We start from the raw sequence: 20,321 nt of genomic DNA on the forward strand, positions 1-20,321 counted from the left end.
CACCGTTAATGTTGGATGACAGAATGCATTCGCGAGCAGGCTCGCTCCCACAGGGGCGCCAGTGTGGGCTAGACCGCCTGCTGGCTCTTGAGCGTCTGCTCCAGCGCCTGTACGCAGCGCTCTTCGGCAGTGTCCAGCTCGAGCTTCATCTGTTCGATATCCAGCAGCTGCTGTTCGAGCTGTTCGCGGCGTTCGCTTATTTTCGCCAGCATGCTGTTGAGCTGTTTGGTGTTACCGCCGGACGGGTCGTAGAGTTCGATCAGCTCGCGGCATTCGGCCAGGGAAAAACCGATGCGCTTGCCGCGCAGGATCAGCTTCAGAGTGACCTTGTCGCGCGGCGAATAGATACGTTCCTGGCCACGACGCTCGGGGCTGAGCAGGCCTTGCTCTTCATAAAAGCGGATCGCCCGGGTGGTGATGTCCAGCTCGCGGGCGAGGTCGGAAATGCTGTAGGTCTGACTGCTCATGAAAGCGCTCGGAAAATGGGCATGGCGCTAAGCTAATCGGTGGTTTACGTTTACGTCAAGGCTCAAGATCCTCGCTGCGTTTGCCGGCCTATTCGCGAGCAGGCTCGCTCCCACACTGAATTGCATTTCACCGGAAGGAATGCAGTCGAATGTGGGAGCGAGCCTGCTCGCGAAGAACGATAACGCGGTAAAAAAGCCCTACACCTTCTCCAGCTTCTTCTCCTGCGCCGTCACCTGTTGGCACAACTCGATCATCTGCTCGCGCATCCAGCGGTTGGCCGGGTCCTGGTCGGTGCTTTCGTGCCAGTACAAATGCGTTTCCACCGACGGCACATCATTCACCGGCAAATTGAACGACTGCAAATCATGGCGGCGGGCGAAGCGTTCCGGCACGGTCATGACCATGTCGGTCTGCTGCATCACTTGCGAAGCCATCAGATAGTGCTGCGAGCGCAGGGCGATCTTGCGCTGGATGCCCATTTTGCCCAGCGCCAGATCGACATAACCCAGCCCGCTGCGGCGGCTGGAAATATGGATGTGAGTCAGCGACAGGTAGTCATCGAGGCTGAGTTTTTCCTTGCCCGCCATCGGATGGCCCTTGCGCATGGCGCAGACATAACGGTCGTCCATCAGCTTGACGTGGCGCACCTGCGGGTCGGTATTGAGCGGAGCATCCACGGCGAAATCCAGACGCCCGGCCGCGAGTTCCTTGGTGGTTTCCCGGCGTTTCGACAGAAAGCTTTCGATGATCACCGTTGGCGCCAGGCGGCGCAGGCGCTGGAACAGTGGCGGCAGAATGATTGCTTCCGTCAGATCGGTCATGCTGATGCGGTAAGTCTTGGCCGCCTGCGCCGGGTTGAAAATGCGGCTTTCCTGCACCGACACGCGCAGCAGCGACAGGGCGTTGCGCACCGGGCCGATGATGTTCTGCGCCATCGGCGTAGGCACCATGCCCTGAGCGGTGCGCACGAAGAGCGGGTCGTTGAAGGTTTCGCGCAACCGCGCCAGGGCGTTGGACACCGCCGGCTGGGTGATGCCGACAATCTGCCCGGCGCGGGTCAGGTTGGCTTCGGTGTAGATCGCGTCGAAGACGATGAAAAGGTTCAGGTCGACCTTGCTCAGATTCATAACGCGGCTTCTCTTGTTATTAAGTGCAAGTGTTTTGGGCTGACGATCAGCGGATCATATATTGGTGATGAATGTTTATACACGCCGAGAATAGGCTAGGTAAATGATCAGCGCTGTTCTAGCATCGATTGCATGACTTGAACAACCTCTGCCCGAGAAGGTAACTACCCATGGATTTCGCTTATTCGCCCAAGGTTCAGGAACTGCGTGAGCGCGTGACTGCGTTCATGGACACTTACGTTTACCCGGCCGAAGCGGTGTTCGAACGCCAGGTCGCCGAGGGCGATCGCTGGCAGCCGACCGCGATCATGGAAGAGCTCAAGGCCAAGGCCAAGGCTGAAGGGCTGTGGAATTTGTTTCTGCCTGAGTCCGAACTGGGCGCCGGCCTGAGCAACCTCGAATATGCGCCATTGGCGGAAATCATGGGCCGTTCCCTGCTGGGGCCGGAGCCGTTCAACTGCTCGGCGCCGGACACCGGCAACATGGAAGTATTGGTGCGCTACGCCAACGAAGAGCAGAAACAGCGCTGGCTCGAGCCGCTGCTGCGCGGCGAGATCCGTTCGGCGTTCGCCATGACCGAGCCTGATGTGGCGTCTTCCGACGCGACCAACATGGCCGCCCGAGCCGTGCGCGATGGCGATCAATGGGTGATCAATGGTAAGAAGTGGTGGACCTCCGGCGCCTGCGATCCGCGCTGCAAGATTCTGATCTTCATGGGCCTGAGCAACCCCGACGCGCCGCGTCACGCCCAGCACTCGATGATCCTCGTGCCGGTCGATACCCCCGGGGTGAAGATCGTCCGGCCGCTGCCGGTGTTCGGTTACGACGACGCACCGCACGGTCACGCCGAAGTGCTGTTCGATAACGTTCGGGTGCCGTACGAAAACGTCCTGCTCGGTGAAGGACGCGGCTTTGAAATCGCTCAGGGTCGCCTTGGCCCAGGCCGCATTCACCACTGCATGCGTTCGATCGGCATGGCCGAGCGTGCACTGGAACTGATGTGCAAACGCTCGGTCAGCCGTACCGCATTCGGCAAACCGCTGGCGCGTCTGGGCGGCAACATCGACAAGATCGCCGACTCACGGATGGAAATCGACATGGCGCGTCTGCTGACGTTGAAAGCGGCGTACATGATGGACACCGTCGGCAACAAAGTGGCGAAAAGCGAGATTGCGCAGATTAAAGTCGTCGCGCCGAACGTGGCCTTGCGGGTGATCGACCGGGCGATTCAGATGCACGGCGGGGCAGGGGTGTCGAACGATTTCCCGCTGGCCTATATGTATGCGATGCAGCGCACCCTGCGTCTGGCCGACGGCCCGGACGAAGTGCACCGCGCGGCGATTGGCAAGTTCGAGATCGGCAAGTATGTGCCGAAGGAGATGCTCCGCAGCGGCCAGTAACACCGCGTCACCTCCCCCAGTCTGATCGTTCCCACGCTCTGCGTGGGAATGCCGCCACGGACGCTCTGCGTCCACTGTGACGCGGAGCGTCACGGGATGCGTTCCCACGCGGAGCGTGGGAACGATCAGGCGTCAGGATCAATACACCCAAACCTCAACCCGCCGATTCTTGATCCGCCCTTCATCCGCGCTGTTGGTCGCCACCGGCATCAGTGCGCCGAAGCCACGGACTTCGCGCATGACCACACCGTTTTTGACCAGCTCGCGCCGCACCGCCATCGCCCGTAGCTTCGACGCCAGATCAGCCCGCGCCGGGTCATCCTTCAAATCACCAAACCCCACCAGCGTCACCGCCCGTTCGGTCTTGCCATGGCGCTTTATATAGTCGAGCACCCGCGCCAGATCCTGCCGCGCCTTGTTGTCCAGACTGGCGCTGCCCTCGGCAAAACGGAAATTCACTGTCAGACGCTGGGCATGCCGGCTGAGGGATTGGTAACCCTCGGGCATCAGCGCATTCGGCGCCACGCTCATGGCTTGCACGGTCTGGCTGACAAAACCGCTAGTCGCGACGATCGCCTGTCCCTCTGGACTTTGCGCGAACGTTGCCAACGCCTGCGCCCACGGATTCTGGCTGTCCGGCGGTAAATAAAAGAACAAGCGCCGCGACAGCGGATAATCTTCGGTGGCGATCAGACTGTTCAGCGGCAGCATCGCTTGCGAGGCGCCATCGGCAATCGCCACGGCTTTGGCCTGACGCACGTAAGGCAAGCCGATGAAGCCGATACCTTGCGGATCGGCGCTGACGGCGTCGGACAATTGCTCGCTGGATTCGAAGCGTTTCGCCGCGCTGCTGAGACTTTTCCCACGCCGGCTCAGGACCAGTTCCTTGAACGTGTCGTACGTCCCGGACTGATCATCCCGCGCATATAAATGAATGGCGCCGCCACGGCTACCGAGCTCTTCCCAGGTTTTCACTTCGCCGGCAAAAATCCGCGACAGTTGCTCGGTGTTCAACTGCTCAAGCGGGTTGGCCGGGTTGAGGATGATCGCCAGGCCGTCGATGGCAATGACTTGCTCGGCCGCCGGGCTCTTCAGATCGCCGAGGGCTTGCAGGGCAAGCAGTTCGCTGTCCTTGATCTCACGGGAAGAGGCGGCCAGATCGGCGCTGGCGTTTTTCAACGCGGCGAAACCGGTGCTGGAACCGTGGGCGGCGACTTCGATGATTACGCGTTGCCCTTGTGCGGTCTGGCCAACGATGCGTTGTTCGTTGGCGGTGTCCGGGGTTTCGCGGTGGATTTTCAGCAGGCCTTGTTCCTGCAACAGGCCTTCGACCAGCGCCGGGCCAAGTTCGGCGCCGATGGTGTTGGAGCCCTGAATGCGTAATGCCGGGCCGTTTTCGGGGATCGGCAGGGCGGCGGCGGACACCGACAGCCAGCCACTCAACAGGAAAACGCAGAGAACACGCAGGGTCATTCCGGCACCGAATCAAGCCAAGGGGATTGCCGGGGAGATTAAGTCAGGCGCGTGACCGAAATATGACAGGGGATTATCTGTGGGAGCGAGCCTGCTCGCGAAGGCGGCGTGTCAGTCGAAAAATTCGTCGCTGATCCACCGCATTCGCGAGCAGGCTCGCTCCCACAATGAAAATTCCCTCAGGCTGGATCAGCTCAGCTCAAGCCAGATCGGCGCATGATCCGACGGTTTTTCCATGCCGCGCAGTTCGTAGTCCACGCCGGCATCCTTGACCCGTGGCAGCAGGCCATGGGACGCCAGAATCACATCAATCCGCAGACCACGCTTCGGCTCATCTTCGAAACCACGGCTGCGATAATCGAACCAGCTGAACATGTCGCTCACGTCGGGGTTGAGGTGCCGATAGCTGTCGGTCAGGCCCCAATTCTTCAGGCGCGCCATCCACTCGCGTTCTTCCGGCAGGAAGCTGCATTTGCCGGTTTTCAGCCAGCGCTTCATGTTGTCCGGGCCGATGCCGATGTCGCAGTCTTCCGGGGAAATGTTCACATCACCCATCACCACCAGTGGCTGTTCATTGTGGAACTGGCTTTCCAGCAGCGCTTGCAGATCGCTGTAGAAACGCTCCTTGGCGGGGAATTTGGTTGGATGGTCACGGCTTTCACCTTGTGGGAAATAGCCGTTCATGATCGTCACCGGCACGCCGTTGGCATCGGCAAAAGTGCCCCAGATGAAGCGCCGCTGCGCGTCTTCTTCATCGGTGGCGAAGCCTTTATGGATGGCGATCGGTTCGTTGCGCGAGAGCAGGGCGACACCGTAATGGCCCTTCTGGCCATGGAAGTGCACGTGGTAGCCGAGGGCGCGGATGTCTTCGTGGGGGAACTGGTCGTCGTGGACCTTGGTTTCCTGCAGGCCGATCACGTCGGGCTGATGTTTTTCGATCAGCGCTGCCAGCTGATGCGGACGGGCACGCAGTCCGTTGATGTTGAAGGAAACAATCTTCATGGTCGGCAGTCCTGGCAAAAGGGCGATGCTAGCTGACATGGGGGAGATGGGCCAGTGTGGGACAAATCATTTTGCCCTGTGGGATTTGTGACGCCCTATGCAGCGCCTGTGTGGGAGCGAGCCTGCTCGCGAAGAGGCCGGCAAGATCGATGAAGATCCCGACTTGGTCTATACCTGTGAGGGGAACCACATCACCCGCCCAAGGTTCGTACCAACAAGCGCGCCAGCCTCCGAGCGCGCCCCCGGGGAGAATCACTGCAATGCCTGAAACCCAGACCGCCGTCGCCGACATCCACATGCTCGACCGCGGCTATTCACGCGAAGCCCGCTCGTTGCTGTATCAGGCCTATCGCCACGAGCCGACCTTCGGCTACCTGTTCGAAGCCGAGCGTCCCGGCTACGAACAGCGCGTGCGCGCCACGGTGCGCGAGTTGGTCAAACAGCATTTTCTCCAGGACCTGCCGGCGATCGGCCTGCTGGTCAACGACCGCCTGATCGGCATTGCCCTGATCGCACCGCCGCAACGGCGCTTGGGCGTTACCGAGAGCTGGGCGTGGCGCTTGCGCATGGTGCTCAGCACCGGTTTTCGCTGCACCCGGCGTTATCTGGAATACCACGATGCCGTCGCCGCGTGCGTGCCGGGTGACTCGGTGCACATGCTGCCGCTGCTCGGCGTTCACCCGCAGTTTCAGGGCAAGCACTACGGCGAACAGTTGCTCACTGCCGTGCACAACTGGTGTGCCGTCGATGAAACCTCGCAAGGGGTGGTGCTCGACACCGGCAACCCACGCTACCTGGAATTCTATAAAAGGCAGGGTTATCAGGAGATCGGCGAGGTTGCCGTCGGGCCGGTGCGCGAACACGTATTTTTCCACGCCAATCCGCAGGTGTTACAAACAGCAACGGGATAACGATCGAACTTCTTCACAAATTACCTGTTCTATCAGGCTCCCGAGCCCGTGATAGCATCCGCGCCTATGAAGTTTCCACGAAGATTTACCAGCGGCGTGCTGATGCTGTTATCCAGCTGCGCGGCGCTGGCGCAAAGTGAATTGGATGTACGGATCAAGCCGTCCAACGATGAACTCAAGGCCAATATAGAAGGCTATATCGGCAGCCTCGGCGATCGCGACGAAGAAGCCTTGCTGCGTTTCAGTCGCGGTGCCGAAGAGCAGGCGCGCAAAGCGGCGCAGGCGCTGGGCTACTATCAGCCGCAGATCGACAGTGACGTCAAGGGCGGGGAAAAACCGCGTCTGGTGCTGAACATCGATCCCGGCGAGCCGATTCGCCTGCGCAACGTCACCGTGCGTGTCGATGGCCCGGCGGCCTCGCTGAAATCCTTTCGCGTACCGAAAAGCGACCTGCTCAAGTCCGGCGCCGTGCTCAACCATGGCCGTTACGAAGACGCCAAACGAGTGATCCAGAACCAGGCCTCGCGCTTCGGTTACTTCAGCGGTCATTTCACCAGCCAGAAACTCATGGTCGATCCGCGCGCGGGCGTGGCCGACATCGAATTGATCTACGACAGCGGCCCGCGTTATGCGCTGGGCAAAGTCAGCTTCGAGGGCGACACGCCGTTCGACGAAGACCTGCTGCAACGCATGGTGCCGTTCAAGGCAGGCGAGCCATACGACTCGGAACTGATCGCCGAACTCAACCGCGACCTGCAATCGAGCGGCTATTTCGAAGGCGTGCGCGTCGATGCAGCACCGACGGCAGCGCAGAACGATGTGATTCCGGTCGCCGTCAAACTCGACACGCGCAAGCCGCGCACCATGGGCCTGGGCCTCGGTTATTCGACCGACGTCGGGCCACGGATCAAGGCCAACTGGACGCGCCACTGGGTCAACCCGCAGGGCGACAGCTATGGCTGGGAGGCCGAGCTTTCCGCGCCACGCCAAAACGTCGGGCTGTTCTATGACATTCCGCTCGACCCGCCGTTGACCGACAAACTGCGCTGGGCCGGCGGCTATCAGTTCGAAGACATCGAAGGCTCCGACACCCTCAGCAAGCTGCTGACCTTCGGCCCGGAATGGCACAGCAAGTTGCCCAGCGGCTGGCAGCGGGTGATCTCGTTGAAATGGCAACGTGAAGAATACGAACTCGGCGACGACTCCGGCCTGAGCACGCTGCTGATGCCCGGCATCAGTTATTCGTACCTCAAAAGTGACAACCGCATCGACCCGCGCAACGGCTATCGCCTGAGCTTCGAAAGCAAAGTGGCCAAGGAAGGCCTCGGTTCGGACAACAACCTTTTATATGGCACCGCGCTGGTCAAAGGCCTGACCACGGTGTTCGACAAGCACCGCTTGCTCGGCCGCGTGCAGGTCGGCGGCAGCGCCACTAACGGCTACAACTCTATTCCGCCATCGCTGCGCTTCTTTGCCGGTGGCGATCAGAGCGTGCGCGGTTACGACTATCAGAGCCTGTCGCCGAAAAATTCCGATGGCAAACGGATTGGCGGTCGCTACATGGTGGCTGGCAGCGTCGAGTATCAATACTCGATCGCCGAAAAATGGCGGGTCGCGACGTTCGTCGACCAAGGCAACTCTTTCAACAAACTCGAACTGCCCGACCTCAAGACCGGGGTCGGTGTGGGTGTGCGCTGGGTCTCGCCGGTTGGGCCGATCCGCCTTGACCTGGCCCATGCGCTGGACGACGACGGCGGCATCCGGCTGCACTTTTCCATGGGGCCTGAGCTGTGAAGCGTGGTGTGAAAATTACGGCGCTGACGCTGTTGGCGCTGGTCGTGTTGATCGTCTTGAGTATCTCCGCACTACTTGGCACGCAGGCCGGCAGTCGTTGGGCGCTGGGCCTGGTGCCGGGCCTGAGCGTGGAGAATTTCCACGGTCGCCTCGCTGGGCAGTGGAGCGCCGATCACCTGGTGTGGCAGCAGGACACCAGCCGAGTCGAGCTGAACAAGGCGATCTTCGCCTGGTCGCCACTGTGCCTGACGCGCATGACCTTGTGCATCGATCAGCTCAAGGCCGATCAGGTAATCCTGCAATTCCCGCCGAGCGAAGAAACCACCGAGAGCGGCCCGATCACACTGCCGGACCTGCAATTGCCGTTGGCCATTGAACTGGGCGATGTCGAAGTCGGCAGCCTGTTGTTCAACGGCAGCGAACAGCTCAAGGGCTTGCAACTGGCGGCGCACTGGACCGCTCAGGGCCTGCAGATCGACAGCGTGAAATTGCAGCGCGACGAGCTCAGCCTGAACCTGTCCGGCCTGCTGCAACCGAGCGGCAACTGGCCGCTGACGATTCAGGGCGATTTGACTTTGCCTTCTCCCGGCAGAGAGCCGTGGACGCTGGCGCTGAAAGTTGAAGGTGATCTGCTGAAAACCCTCAACCTGCACGCCGACAGCCGTGGCTACCTCGACGGCCAGTTGAACGGTGAACTGCAAGCGCTGGCGGAAAACCTGCCGGCCAAGCTGCGCATCACCAGCGACGCGTTCAAGCCGAGCGCCGATCTGCCGGACACCCTGCAATTCAATCAGCTTGTGCTCACGGGCGAAGGCGACCTGAAAAACGGTTATCAACTGCTCGGCAATGCCACGCTGCCCGCCGAGAAATCACCGGTGGCGCTGCTGCTCAAGGGCAAGGTTGACGCCAATGGCGCGCAGATCGCCGGCCTCGACCTCAACGCCAACGACACGCAAAGCCTCAAGCTCACCGGCAATGTCGACTGGAGCAAGGGCCTCAGCGCCCAGGCCAATATCAACTGGCAAGACTTCCCGTGGCACCGGCTCTATCCGGAAATCGACGAGCCGCAAGTCGCGCTGCGTACTTTCACTGGCGAAGTGTCCTACACCGACGGCCAGTACCTCGGTAATTTCGACGCGGCGCTGGATGGCCCGGCCGGCGCGTTCACCTTGAGCAGTCCGTTCAGCGGCAGTCTGGAACAGATCGCTTTGCCGCAACTGGTCATGCAGGCCGGGCAGGGCAAGGCCGAAGGGCACGTCAATGTGCGCTTCGCCGACGGCATCGCCTGGGATACCGCGCTGGATCTGTCGGCGCTCAACCCGGCGTACTGGGTCGCCGAACTGCCGGGCACTCTGGCCGGGCCGTTGCAGAGCAAAGGCGAGATGAAGAATGATCAGCTCAGCCTCAGCGCCGACCTCGACCTCAAAGGCAAATTGCGCGGTCAGCCGGCGGTCCTGCAGGCCAAGGCTGACGGCGCGGGCGAGCGGTGGAACCTCAACGCCCTGCAGATCCGCCTCGGCGATAACAGCATCAACGGCAAGGGCAGCCTGCAGGACAAACTCGGCGGGCAGATCGACATCAAGCTGCCGCGTCTCGCCCAGCTGTGGCCGCAATTGCGCGGTCAGGTCAACGGTCAGGTCAACGTCGCCGGCACGCTGGAGGCGCCGCAAGGCAAGCTCGATCTGCAAGGTTCGCAACTGGCCTTCCAGGACAATCGCCTGCAAAGCCTCAACCTCGACGCCACGCTCGACAGTGCGCAGCGGGCGAAGATCAATCTCAAAGGCAGCGGCATTCAGACTGGCGATACCTCGTTGGGCACCCTGACCGCCAGTGCTCAGGGCGATATCAAAAGCCAGAAACTCAACCTCGACCTGATCGGACCGAAGCTGAAACTGGCGCTGGGGCTGGACGGCAATCTGGACAAGGGCAACTGGCGCGGACGCTTGGCCAGTGGCGACATTCAGGCCGGTGGCCAGGACTGGAAGCTGCAAAGCCCGGCCAAGCTGGAACGCATGGCGGACGGTCAGATCAATTTCGGCGCGCATTGCTGGCTGTCCGGCAACGCCAGCCTGTGTGGCGAAGATCAGCGCCTGATGCCCGAGCCGAAGCTGCGTTATCACCTCAAGCAATTCCCGATCGAAAGCCTTGCGCAATGGTTGCCCAAGGACTTCGCCTGGCAGGGCCGACTCAACGCCGACCTGCAACTGGACTTGCCGGCGAGCGGCCCGAACGGCGTGGTCGGTGTCGATGCCAGCGGCGGCACCCTGCGCGTGCGCGACAAGGATCGCTGGCTGGATTTCCCCTACCAGACCCTCAAACTCAGCAGCAAGCTCACGCCCAAGCGCGTCGACACCGAGCTCAATTTTGTCGGCGGCAAACTCGGCGAATTGCTGGTCCAGGCGCAGCTCAATCCGCTGCCGAAAAACAAACCGCTGAGCGGCTCGTTCCGCCTTTCCGGCCTCGATCTATCGGTGGCGCGGCCGTTCGTGCCGATGGTGGAAAAACTCACCGGCCGGCTCAACGGCAGCGGCACTATTTCCGGTGGCCTGCTCGCACCGCTGGTCAACGGCACCGTGCAGCTCAGCGACGGCGAGGTGTCCGGCGCCGAACTGCCGATGGAGCTGCAGAACCTGCAACTGACGGCGGCGATCGCCGGCGAATCGGTGCGCCTGGACGGTGGCTGGGACAGCGGCAAGACTGGCAAAGGCAGTCTCAACGGCAACGTCGCCTGGGGTCAGGCACTGGTGGTCGATCTGGCGCTCAAGGGCACGCAATTGCCGGTCAGCGTCGAACCCTACGCCAAACTGGAAATGGCCCCGGACCTGAAGATTTCCATGGCCGGCGATGAGCTGAAAGTTGCCGGCAAGGTGCTGGTGCCGAAAGGCGAAATCACCGTGCGCGAGCTGCCGCCATCAACCGTGAAAGTCTCCGACGACACGATCATCGTTGGTGCGCAGACCGAGGAAGGCAAACCACCGATCGCGATGAAAATGGACATCGACGTGATCGTCGGCCAGGACAAGCTGAGCTTTGCCGGTTTCGGCCTGACCGCGAATCTGCAAGGTCAGGTGCACATCGGCGACAACATGGACACCCGTGGCGAACTCTGGCTCAACGACGGCCGCTATCGCGCCTACGGCCAGCGCCTGACGGTGCGTCGCGCGCGTCTGTTGTTCGCCGGTCCCATCGACCAGCCGTATCTGGACATCGAAGCGATCCGTCAGACCGACGACGTCATCGCCGGTATTCGCCTGAGCGGCAGCGCCGAACAACCGACCACGCAGATCTTCTCCGAACCGGCGATGAGTCAGGAACAGGCGCTGTCGTACCTGGTGCTGGGCCGTCCGCTGAGTACCGGCGGCGAAGATAACAATATGCTCGCGCAAGCCGCGCTGGGCCTGGGCCTGATGGGCAGCGCTGGGGTCACCAGTGGTCTGGCCAAGGATCTGGGTATTCAGGACTTCCAACTCGACACCCAAGGCAGCGGCAACGACACCAGCGTCGTCGCCAGCGGCAACATCTCGGAAAAACTCAGCCTGCGCTATGGAGTGGGTGTATTCGAACCGGCCAGCACCATCGCCCTGCGCTACAAGCTGAGCAAGAAGGTCTACGTCGAAGCGGCGAGCGGCGTGGCGAGCTCGCTGGATATCTTCTACAAGCGGGATTTCTAGCCCTCGCTCCCTTCAATGATCGTTCCCACGCTCTGCGTGGGAATGCCTCAAGGGACACTCTGCGTCCCCGCTCTCAAAAATGGACGCAGAGCGTCCCCGGCTGCATTCCCACGCGGAGCGTGGGAACGATCCCGCGTGGCCGGTCAGTGATTAATTACCTAGCCCCCTAACTATTGCGTTGACATTCGCTGCCTAAGCAGTAACATCTCGACATACATTCACTGCCTAGGCAGTTATCAGGTCGAGCCATGAAGCATTTCACCCCGGAAGAATTCAAACATTGCCACCTCGGCCTGTTGCTCGGCCGTGCCGCGTTGCTCAAGGACCGGATCATCGATACCCACATGGAACCCCACGGCATCACCGCCGCGCAGTTCAAAGTGTTGATCATCATGGCCCAGTTCGGCGTCGACACCCCGGCCGAGCTGTGCCGGCATCTTTCGCTGGACAGCGGGTCGATGACGCGCATGCTCGATCGTCTCGAGCAGAAAGCGTTCCTGATTCGTCAGCGCAGCGAAGGCGACCGCCGTCAGGTGGAGTTGAAACTGACCGAGCAGGGCCAGCAACTGGCTGATCGTCTGCCGCACATCGGTGCCGATGCGATGAATGAACTGGCCGGCGCGATCTCCCGCGAAGAGCTGAAAACCCTGGAATACATCCTCAAGAAAATCCTGCTGGCCGCCGGTGACCCGATCACCATCCAGCGTCTAGGTGATCACAATGAGCGCTAACACTTTGCGCAGCAGTCTGATGCTGCTGTTGTCGGCGATGATCCTCGCCGGTTGCGCCAACTACAGCGGCCTCGACACTGAAGGCCAGCGCCTCGACGCGAAGAGCCTGAAGACAGCGCAGTCTCTCGATGGCGTCACCCTGTCGCCAGCGGCGTGGCCGAAAAGCGATTGGTGGAGCAGCCTCGGTGATCCGCAACTCGACGGTCTGATCCGCGAAGCCCTGCACGACAGCCCGGACATGCAGATCGCCGCAGCCCGCGCTCATCAGGCCAGTGCCGCCGCCTATGCCGCCGATGCCGAGCGTTATCCGACCCTCGACGCCAGCGCTGGCATCAGCCGTTCGCGGCTGGCTCGTGATCAGGATCCGCTGGGGCAGGGCGGTGCCTATGCAACGGTGCGCAATGTCAGCGCCGGTTTCAATTACAACTTCGATTTGTGGGGCGGCCAGCGCGATGCCTGGGAAGCCGCACTCGGCGAGGCTCGCGCTGCTGAAGTCGACCGTCAGGCCGCGCAGCTGACCCTCGCCGCTGACGTCGCCCGTGCGTATAGCGATCTCGGTCAGGCGCACATCGTTTACGACCTCGCCAGCGAAGACCTCAAGCGCACCCGGCAAATGCTCGACCTCAGCCAGCGCCGCTTGAGTTCGGGAATCGACAGCCAGTACCAGTTTCAGCAAACCCAGAGTCTGGAAGCCAGTTCTCAGGCCAGCCTGATCGACGCGGAAAAACGCCTGAACAGCGCGAAAATCGCCTTGGCGGTATTGCTCGGCAAAGGCCCGGATCGTGGCAACGAAATCGCTCGACCGAAAGTCCTGCAAGCCAGCGCCGTGGTGGTGCCGTCGGTGTTGCCGGCGGAACTGCTCGGCCGCCGCCCGGATCTGGTCGCGGCACGCTGGCGTGTCGAAGCGGCGAGCAAAGACATCGATGCGGCGAAAACCCGTTTCTATCCCAACCTCAATCTGTCGGCCTCGGCCGGCGCCGAGTCGTTGCTGGGTGATGCGATGTTCGGTTCGGCCAGCCGCTTCTTCAACATCGCGCCGACCGTGTCGCTGCCGATTTTTGATGGCGGACGCCTGCGCGCCAACCTCGATGCGCGCGACGCTGATTACGATCTGGCGGTGGCGCAGTACAACAAAAGTCTGGTGAAAGCCCTCGGCGATGTCGGCGATACCATCAATCAGCTGCGCGATATCGGCCGGCAGATCGGCGCGCAGCAACACGCCACCGACATTGCTCAGGATTCTTACAACACCGTCGTCCAGCGTTACGGTTCCGGCATCGGCAACTACCTGGACGTGCTCAGCATCGAGCAGCAATTGCTCCAGGCCCAGCGTCAGCTGGCGACCCTCAATGCCGAGCAGATCGACCTGTCGATTCAACTGATGCAAGCGCTGGGCGGCGGCTTTCAGGGTGAAAACCTGAACGCAGCCAACGCCAGCCCAGCCTCGTCGCACTACTAATTCAAGGTATTTGTCATGGCCACTGCCGAAAACACCCAAGCTCAAGACAACACCCCGGACACCGGCAACCCGCGCAAACGCAAGGTGATGCTGCTGGCCCTCGCCGTGGTCGTCCTGCTCGCCATTGCCGGCGTCTGGGCCTATCACGAGTTCATCGGGCGCTTTAACGAAAGCACCGACGATGCCTACGTCAATGGCAACGTGGTAGAGATCACACCGCTGGTCACCGGCACCGTGGTCAGCATCGGCGCCGATGACGGGGATCTGGTCCAGGAAGGCCAGGTGCTGGTCAACTTCGACCCCAACGATGCCGAAGTCGGCCTGCAAAGTGCCAAGGCGAAACTGGCGCGCACCGTGCGTCAGGTGCGCGGCCTGTATAGCAACGTCGATGGCATGAAAGCCCAGGTCAACGCGCAGCAGGCCGAAGTGCAGAAGGCCCAGGACAACTACAACCGGCGGAAAAATCTCGCCCAGGGCGGGGCGATTTCCCAGGAAGAGCTGTCCCACGCCCGCGACGACCTGACCTCGGCGCAGAACGCTCTGGCCAACGCCAAACAGCAACTGAAAACCACCAGCGCACTGGTCGACGACACCGTGGTCTCGTCCCATCCGGACGTAATGTCGGCGGCTGCCGATCTGCGTCAGGCCTACTTGACCAATGCGCGCAGCACGTTGATCGCGCCGGTCACCGGTTACGTCGCCAAGCGCACCGTGCAGCTCGGTCAGCGTGTGCAGCCGGGCACCGCGTTGATGGCGGTGATTCCGCTGGATCAGCTGTGGATCGATGCCAACTTCAAGGAAACCCAACTGCGTGACATGCGCATCGGTCAGCCAGTGGATATCGAGGCCGATATTTATGGCGGCGACGTGAAATACAGCGGCACCGTCGACAGCCTCGGCGCCGGTACCGGCAGCGCATTTGCCTTGCTGCCGGCACAGAACGCCACCGGTAACTGGATCAAGATCGTCCAGCGCGTGCCAGTGCGTATCCACATCAATGCCGAAGAACTGGCCAAGCACCCGCTGCGTGTCGGTCTGTCGACCAATGTCGAGGTCAATCTGCACGACCAGAGCGGCCCGGTACTGGCCCAGCAACCGCCGCAAAAAGCCTCGTTCAGCACCAACGTGTACGAGCGCCAACTGGCCGAAGCGGACGCGATGATTGCCCAGTTGATTCACGACAACAGCGCAGCAGCAGGCAAGACCGCACAGCGCTGAGAGCACACCGGATCAGAAGCGGGCTCTGTGGTGAGGGGTTATCTGTGGCGAGGGGATTTATCCCCGCTGGACTGCGCAGCAGGCCCGTTTTTCCTGAGCCAAAAGAGGGGCCGCTTCGCGACCCAGCGGGGATAAATCCCCTCGCCACAAGGGCCTGCTACCACAGGGCCGGCTGTGTTCATCAGGCCGCAGCGACCATCAGGTTTCATAGGATTCACAATGAGCAATAACGCTTCTTTCACGCCGCCCAGCCTGTTGCTCAGCACCATCGGCCTGTCGCTGGCAACGTTCATGCAGGTGCTCGACACGACCATCGCCAACGTGGCGTTGCCGACGATTTCCGGCAATCTCGGGGTGAGTTCGGAGCAGGGCACCTGGGTCATCACCTCGTTCGCCGTGAGCAACGCGATTGCGCTGCCACTGACCGGTTGGCTGAGCCGCCGCTTCGGCGAGGTGAAGCTGTTTCTGTGGGCGACGATGCTGTTTGTACTGGCGTCGTTTCTCTGCGGTATCTCCACTTCGATGCCTGAGCTGATCGGCTTTCGCGTGCTGCAAGGCTTGGTCGCCGGGCCGCTGTACCCGATGACGCAGACGCTGTTGATCGCGGTCTATCCGCCGGCGAAACGCGGGATGGCCCTGGCGCTGTTGGCGATGGTCACGGTGGTTGCGCCCATTGCAGGTCCCATTCTCGGCGGCTGGATTACCGACAGTTACAGCTGGCCGTGGATCTTCTTCATCAACGTGCCGATCGGCATCTTTGCGGTGATGGTGGTGCGTTCGCAACTGGCGAAACGGCCGGTGGTCACCAGTCGCCAGCCAATGGATTACGTCGGTCTGATCACGCTGATCATTGGCGTTGGCGCGTTGCAGGTGATCCTCGACAAGGGCAATGACCTGGACTGGTTCGAGTCGAATTTCATCATTGTCGGCGCTGCGATTTCCGTGGTGGCGCTGGCGGTGTTCGTGATCTGGGAAATGACCGACCGCCATCCGGTGGTCAACCTGCGGCTGTTCGCCTATCGCAACTTCCGCATCGGCACGCTGGTGCTGGTCTTGGGTTACGCAGGCTTCTTCGGCATCAACCTGATCCTGCCGCAGTGGTTGCAGACGCAAATGGGCTACACCGCGACCTGGGCTGGACTTGCCGTGGCGCCGATCGGGATTCTGCCGGTGTTGCTGTCGCCATTTGTCGGCAAATACGCGCACAAGTTCGACCTGCGTCTGCTTGCCGGCATTGCGTTTCTGGCGATTGGCCTGAGCTGCTTTATGCGTGCCGAGTTCACCAACGAAGTCGACTTCCAGCACATCGCTCTGGTGCAGTTGTTCATGGGCATCGGCGTGGCGCTGTTCTTCATGCCGACCCTGAGCATTCTGATGTCGGACTTGCCGCCAAGCCAGATCGCTGACGGCGCAGGCCTGGCGACTTTCCTGCGGACACTGGGCGGCAGCTTCGCAGCCTCACTGACCACCTGGATCTGGATTCGCCGGGCCGATCAGCATCATGCGTATATGAGCGAAAGCATCAGCACGTTCGAGCCAGCTACCCGCGAGACCTTGAATCAGTTGGGCGGGGCGAGCCAGTCGGCGTATGCGCAGATGGATCAGATCCTCACGAGCCAGGCGTACATGCTCTCCACCGTGGATTACTTCACGTTGCTGGGCTGGGGATTCATGGGGTTGATTCTGATCGTGTGGCTGGCTAAGCCGCCGTTCGCCGCGAAGGCCGGGCCTGCTGCATCCGGTCATTGATTTTGCGGTGACTGCTAAAAGATCGCAGCCTTCGGCAGCTCCTACCGGAGAACGCATTCCAAAGTAGGAGCTGCCGAAGGCTGCGATCTTTTGATCTTCGCTTTAAATCGTTGGGGCGGGGAGGGCTGGCGGCGGGGCGAAATCGAACGGCGCCAAGGCATACCCGCTCTCATCCACCTGCAACGCCCAACCCTGACGATCCCAATCCCCCAGCACAATCCGCTTCGCCGCCTGTTCACCAAGCTGCAACTTGTGAATTGCCGGGCGATGGGTGTGGCCGTGGATCAGGGTTTTCACGCCGAATGCCTGCATCACTCGCGGAATCTCTTCCGGGGTGACATCGACGATGTCATTGGCCTTCATCCGCGTCTGCGCACGGCTTTCGCTGCGTAGCTTGCGCGCCAGTTTGTGGCGGCTGCGCAGTGGCAGGTGACGGAGGATGAAGAGGGTGATCGGGTTGCGCAGATAGCGGCGCAGTTTCATGTAGCCAACGTCGCGGGTGCACAGGCTGTCGCCGTGCATCAGCAGCACTGGCTCGCCGTAGAACTGCACGACACTCGGATCCTTCAGCAAGGTGCATCCGGCCTGTTTACAGAAGGCCTTGCCGAGCATGAAGTCGCGATTGCCGTGCATCAGAAAGATGGCCGTACCGCTGTCGCTCAAATCGCGCAGGGCCTGGCAGATGGAACGCTGAAAGGGCGTCATGGCGTCGTCGCCAATCCATGCCTCGAAGAAGTCGCCGAGGATGTACAACGCACTCGCCGAGCGGGCGCGTCCGGCGAGCAAATCCAGAAACGCCCGGGTAATGTCCGGGCGCTCCTCTTCCAGATGCAAGTCTGAAATCAGCAATATCACGCTGCGATGATCTCGGCTTTCTCGATGATCACGTCGTCTGCTGGTACGTCCTGGTGGCCGGCCTTGGAAGTGGTCGACACGCCTTTGATCTTGTCGACAACGTCGGTGCCGGCGGTCACTTTACCGAATACCGCGTAGCCCCAGCCCTGCACGTTCTTGCCGCTGTGGTTGAGGAAGGTGTTGTCGGCGACGTTGATGAAGAACTGCGCCGATGCCGAATGCGGCTCCATGGTGCGGGCCATGGCGACGGTGTATTTGTCGTTGGAGAGACCGTTGTCCGCTTCGTTCTGGATGCTTGGACGCTTGTCTTTCTTCTCTTTCATGCCTGGCTCGAAACCGCCGCCCTGGATCATGAAGTTGCCGATGACGCGGTGGAATACGGTGTTGGTGTAGTGACCGGCGTTGACGTACTCGATGAAGTTGGCAACGGTGATCGGCGCCTTTTCAGCGTTCAGTTCGATGACGATGTCGCCATGGTTGGTGGTCAGTTTGACTTGAGTCATGGTCATTACTCTTCATAGGGAATTCGTGGTTCTGGGACATTGAGCCCCACAACCGGTTCAGCCTGCTTCGGCCAAGGTGCGCAGTTTAGCGTGACAGGCGCGAATTTCGAGGCGGTTTTTCATTTCCCGGCGATTAAATGCGTGCCTTTATAAGAGCTGCTCTGTCAGGCCCTTGACAGCATCGGCTATGATAGCGGCTTTGTTTTGTCTGGCCCCTCTTTGCGGCCGCGCACCTGTACGTCAAGGATCCTATGAGCAAGCCCACTGTCGACCCTACCTCGAATGCCAAGTCCGGCCCTGCCGTGCCGGTCAACTTCCTGCGGCCGATCATCCAGGCAGATCTGGACTCGGGCAAGCACACCCAGATCGTGACTCGCTTCCCGCCGGAGCCCAACGGCTACCTGCACATCGGCCACGCCAAGTCGATCTGCGTCAACTTCGGCCTGGCCCAGGAGTTCGGTGGCGTCACGCACCTGCGTTTCGACGACACCAACCCGGCCAAGGAAGATCAGGAATACATCGACGCCATCGAAAGCGACGTCAAATGGCTGGGCTTCGAATGGTCCGGTGAAGTGCGCTACGCCTCGCAGTATTTCGATCAATTGCACGACTGGGCCGTCGAGCTGATCAAGGCCGGCAAGGCCTACGTCGACGACCTGACCCCGGAACAGGCCAAGGAATACCGTGGCAGCCTGACCGAGCCGGGCAAGAACAGCCCGTTCCGTGACCGTTCGGTTGAGGAAAACCTCGACCTGTTCGCGCGGATGAAGGCCGGTGAATTCCCGGACGGCGCGCGCGTGCTGCGGGCGAAGATCGACATGGCTTCGCCGAACATGAACCTGCGCGACCCGATCATGTATCGCATCCGCCACGCGCATCACCACCAGACCGGCGACAAGTGGTGCATCTATCCGAACTACGACTTCACCCACGGTCAGTCGGATGCCATCGAAGGCATCACCCATTCGATCTGCACCCTCGAGTTCGAAAGCCATCGCCCGCTGTACGAATGGTTCCTGGAGAACCTGCCGGTGCCGGCGAACCCGCGCCAGTACGAATTCAGCCGCCTGAACCTGAACTACACGATCACCAGCAAGCGCAAGCTCAAGCAGTTGGTGGACGAGAAGCACGTCAATGGCTGGGACGATCCGCGCATGTCCACGCTGTCGGGCTTCCGCCGCCGTGGCTACACGCCGAAATCGATCCGCAACTTCTGCGAAATGATCGGCACCAACCGTTCCGACGGCGTGGTCGATTTCGGCATGCTCGAATTCAGCATCCGTGACGACCTCGACCACAGCGCCCCGCGCGCCATGTGCGTGCTGCGTCCGCTGAAAGTGGTCATCACCAACTACCCGGAAGGCCAGGTCGAAAACCTCGAACTGCCACGCCACCCGAAAGAAGACATGGGCGTGCGCGCGCTGCCGTTTGCCCGGGAAATCTACATTGACCGTGAAGACTTCATGGAAGAGCCGCCGAAGGGCTACAAGCGCCTGGAACCGGCCGGTGAAGTGCGTCTGCGCGGCAGCTACGTGATCCGCGCCGACGAAGCGATCAAGGACGCCGACGGCAACATCGTCGAACTGCGTTGCTCGTACGACCCGGACACCCTCGGCAAGAACCCGGAAGGGCGCAAGGTCAAAGGCGTGATCCACTGGGTGCCGGCCGCCGCCAGCGTCGAGTGCGAAGTGCGTCTGTACGATCGCCTGTTCCGTTCGCCGAACCCGGAAAAGGCCGAAGACAGCGCCAGCTTCCTCGACAACATCAACCCTGACTCGCTGCAAGTGCTGACCGGTTGTCGCGCTGAGCCATCTCTCGGCAACGCACAGCCCGAAGACCGTTTCCAGTTCGAGCGCGAAGGCTACTTCGTCGCAGACCTGAAGGACTCGAAACCCGGTCAGCCGGTATTCAACCGTACCGTGACCCTGCGTGATTCGTGGGGCCAGTGAGTGAGTCAAGG

The 20,321-nt window shown here is 61.2% G+C and carries 15 protein-coding genes; 9 read left to right on the top strand and 6 right to left on the bottom strand.

From position 1 onward, the window contains the following. Positions 1-68: 68 nt before the first annotated feature. On the bottom strand, positions 69-467 hold the full coding sequence (locus tag AB4N47_RS06520; protein WP_039763349.1) for a MerR family transcriptional regulator: 399 nt from the start codon (positions 465-467) through the stop codon (positions 69-71). Positions 468-665: 198 nt separating this feature from the next. Next, positions 666-1,595 carry a LysR family transcriptional regulator gene (locus tag AB4N47_RS06525; RefSeq protein WP_056788837.1) on the bottom strand — a complete coding sequence of 310 codons (930 nt, stop codon included), beginning with the start codon at positions 1,593-1,595 and terminating at the stop codon, positions 666-668. 170 nt (positions 1,596-1,765) lie between these two features. Here AB4N47_RS06525 and AB4N47_RS06530 point away from each other — a divergent pair, with 170 nt between their 5' ends. After that, a complete protein-coding gene (locus AB4N47_RS06530; RefSeq protein ID WP_016775307.1) occupies positions 1,766-2,995 on the top strand; it encodes an acyl-CoA dehydrogenase in 1,230 nt (409 codons plus the stop codon). Positions 2,996-3,133: 138 nt separating this feature from the next. Here the strand turns inward: AB4N47_RS06530 and AB4N47_RS06535 are convergent, their stop codons facing one another. Further along, positions 3,134-4,468, bottom strand: coding sequence for a phosphate ABC transporter substrate-binding/OmpA family protein (locus tag AB4N47_RS06535; RefSeq protein WP_341637143.1), 1,335 nt, complete (start codon positions 4,466-4,468; stop codon positions 3,134-3,136). 189 nt (positions 4,469-4,657) lie between these two features. Then, the gene (xthA, locus tag AB4N47_RS06540) at positions 4,658-5,470 is read right to left on the bottom strand and encodes an exodeoxyribonuclease III (protein ID WP_071172918.1); all 813 of its coding nucleotides are present in this window, start codon (positions 5,468-5,470) and stop codon (positions 4,658-4,660) included. 260 nt (positions 5,471-5,730) lie between these two features. Between xthA and AB4N47_RS06545 the strand changes: the two genes are divergently transcribed. The 7 genes from AB4N47_RS06545 (at position 5,731) to AB4N47_RS06575 (ending at position 17,003) form a co-directional block, all read left to right on the top strand. Then, on the top strand, positions 5,731-6,381 hold the full coding sequence (locus tag AB4N47_RS06545) for a GNAT family N-acetyltransferase (RefSeq protein WP_041477100.1): 651 nt from the start codon (positions 5,731-5,733) through the stop codon (positions 6,379-6,381). A gap of 66 nt (positions 6,382-6,447) precedes the next feature. Beyond that, on the top strand, positions 6,448-8,175 hold the full coding sequence (locus AB4N47_RS06550; RefSeq protein ID WP_016775302.1) for an autotransporter assembly complex protein TamA: 1,728 nt from the start codon (positions 6,448-6,450) through the stop codon (positions 8,173-8,175). Then, positions 8,172-11,846, top strand: a complete 3,675-nt coding sequence (locus AB4N47_RS06555; protein WP_341637144.1) for a translocation/assembly module TamB domain-containing protein — start codon at positions 8,172-8,174, stop codon at positions 11,844-11,846. Before AB4N47_RS06550 ends, AB4N47_RS06555 begins: the two co-directional genes overlap by 4 nt. A 248-nt stretch (positions 11,847-12,094) precedes the next feature. Beyond that, positions 12,095-12,577, top strand: coding sequence for a MarR family winged helix-turn-helix transcriptional regulator (locus AB4N47_RS06560; protein WP_341637145.1), 483 nt, complete (start codon positions 12,095-12,097; stop codon positions 12,575-12,577). Next, a complete protein-coding gene (locus AB4N47_RS06565; RefSeq protein WP_341637146.1) occupies positions 12,567-14,036 on the top strand; it encodes an efflux transporter outer membrane subunit in 1,470 nt (489 codons plus the stop codon). The genes AB4N47_RS06560 and AB4N47_RS06565 overlap by 11 nt, the downstream gene beginning before the upstream one ends. 15 nt (positions 14,037-14,051) lie before the next feature. Beyond that, complete coding sequence (locus AB4N47_RS06570; protein ID WP_341637147.1) at positions 14,052-15,254, top strand: HlyD family secretion protein; 1,203 nt, start codon at positions 14,052-14,054, stop codon at positions 15,252-15,254. 219 nt (positions 15,255-15,473) lie between these two features. Then, complete coding sequence (locus tag AB4N47_RS06575; protein WP_039763332.1) at positions 15,474-17,003, top strand: DHA2 family efflux MFS transporter permease subunit; 1,530 nt, start codon at positions 15,474-15,476, stop codon at positions 17,001-17,003. Between the two features lie 102 nt (positions 17,004-17,105). Here the strand turns inward: AB4N47_RS06575 and lpxH are convergent, their stop codons facing one another. Further along, positions 17,106-17,858 (bottom strand): UDP-2,3-diacylglucosamine diphosphatase, encoded by a 753-nt coding sequence (gene lpxH / locus AB4N47_RS06580; RefSeq protein ID WP_341637148.1) that lies wholly within the window; start codon positions 17,856-17,858, stop codon positions 17,106-17,108. Beyond that, positions 17,855-18,361: a peptidylprolyl isomerase gene (locus tag AB4N47_RS06585; protein ID WP_076567676.1), complete on the bottom strand. Its 507-nt coding sequence runs from the start codon at positions 18,359-18,361 to the stop codon at positions 17,855-17,857. Before AB4N47_RS06585 ends, lpxH begins: the two co-directional genes overlap by 4 nt. Positions 18,362-18,612: 251 nt before the next feature. Here AB4N47_RS06585 and AB4N47_RS06590 point away from each other — a divergent pair, with 251 nt between their 5' ends. Next, positions 18,613-20,310, top strand: coding sequence for a glutamine--tRNA ligase/YqeY domain fusion protein (locus tag AB4N47_RS06590; RefSeq protein WP_024013424.1), 1,698 nt, complete (start codon positions 18,613-18,615; stop codon positions 20,308-20,310). The last annotated feature ends 11 nt before the right edge of the window (positions 20,311-20,321 follow it).

Source organism: Pseudomonas sp. S3_G06 (genome assembly GCF_054667565.1).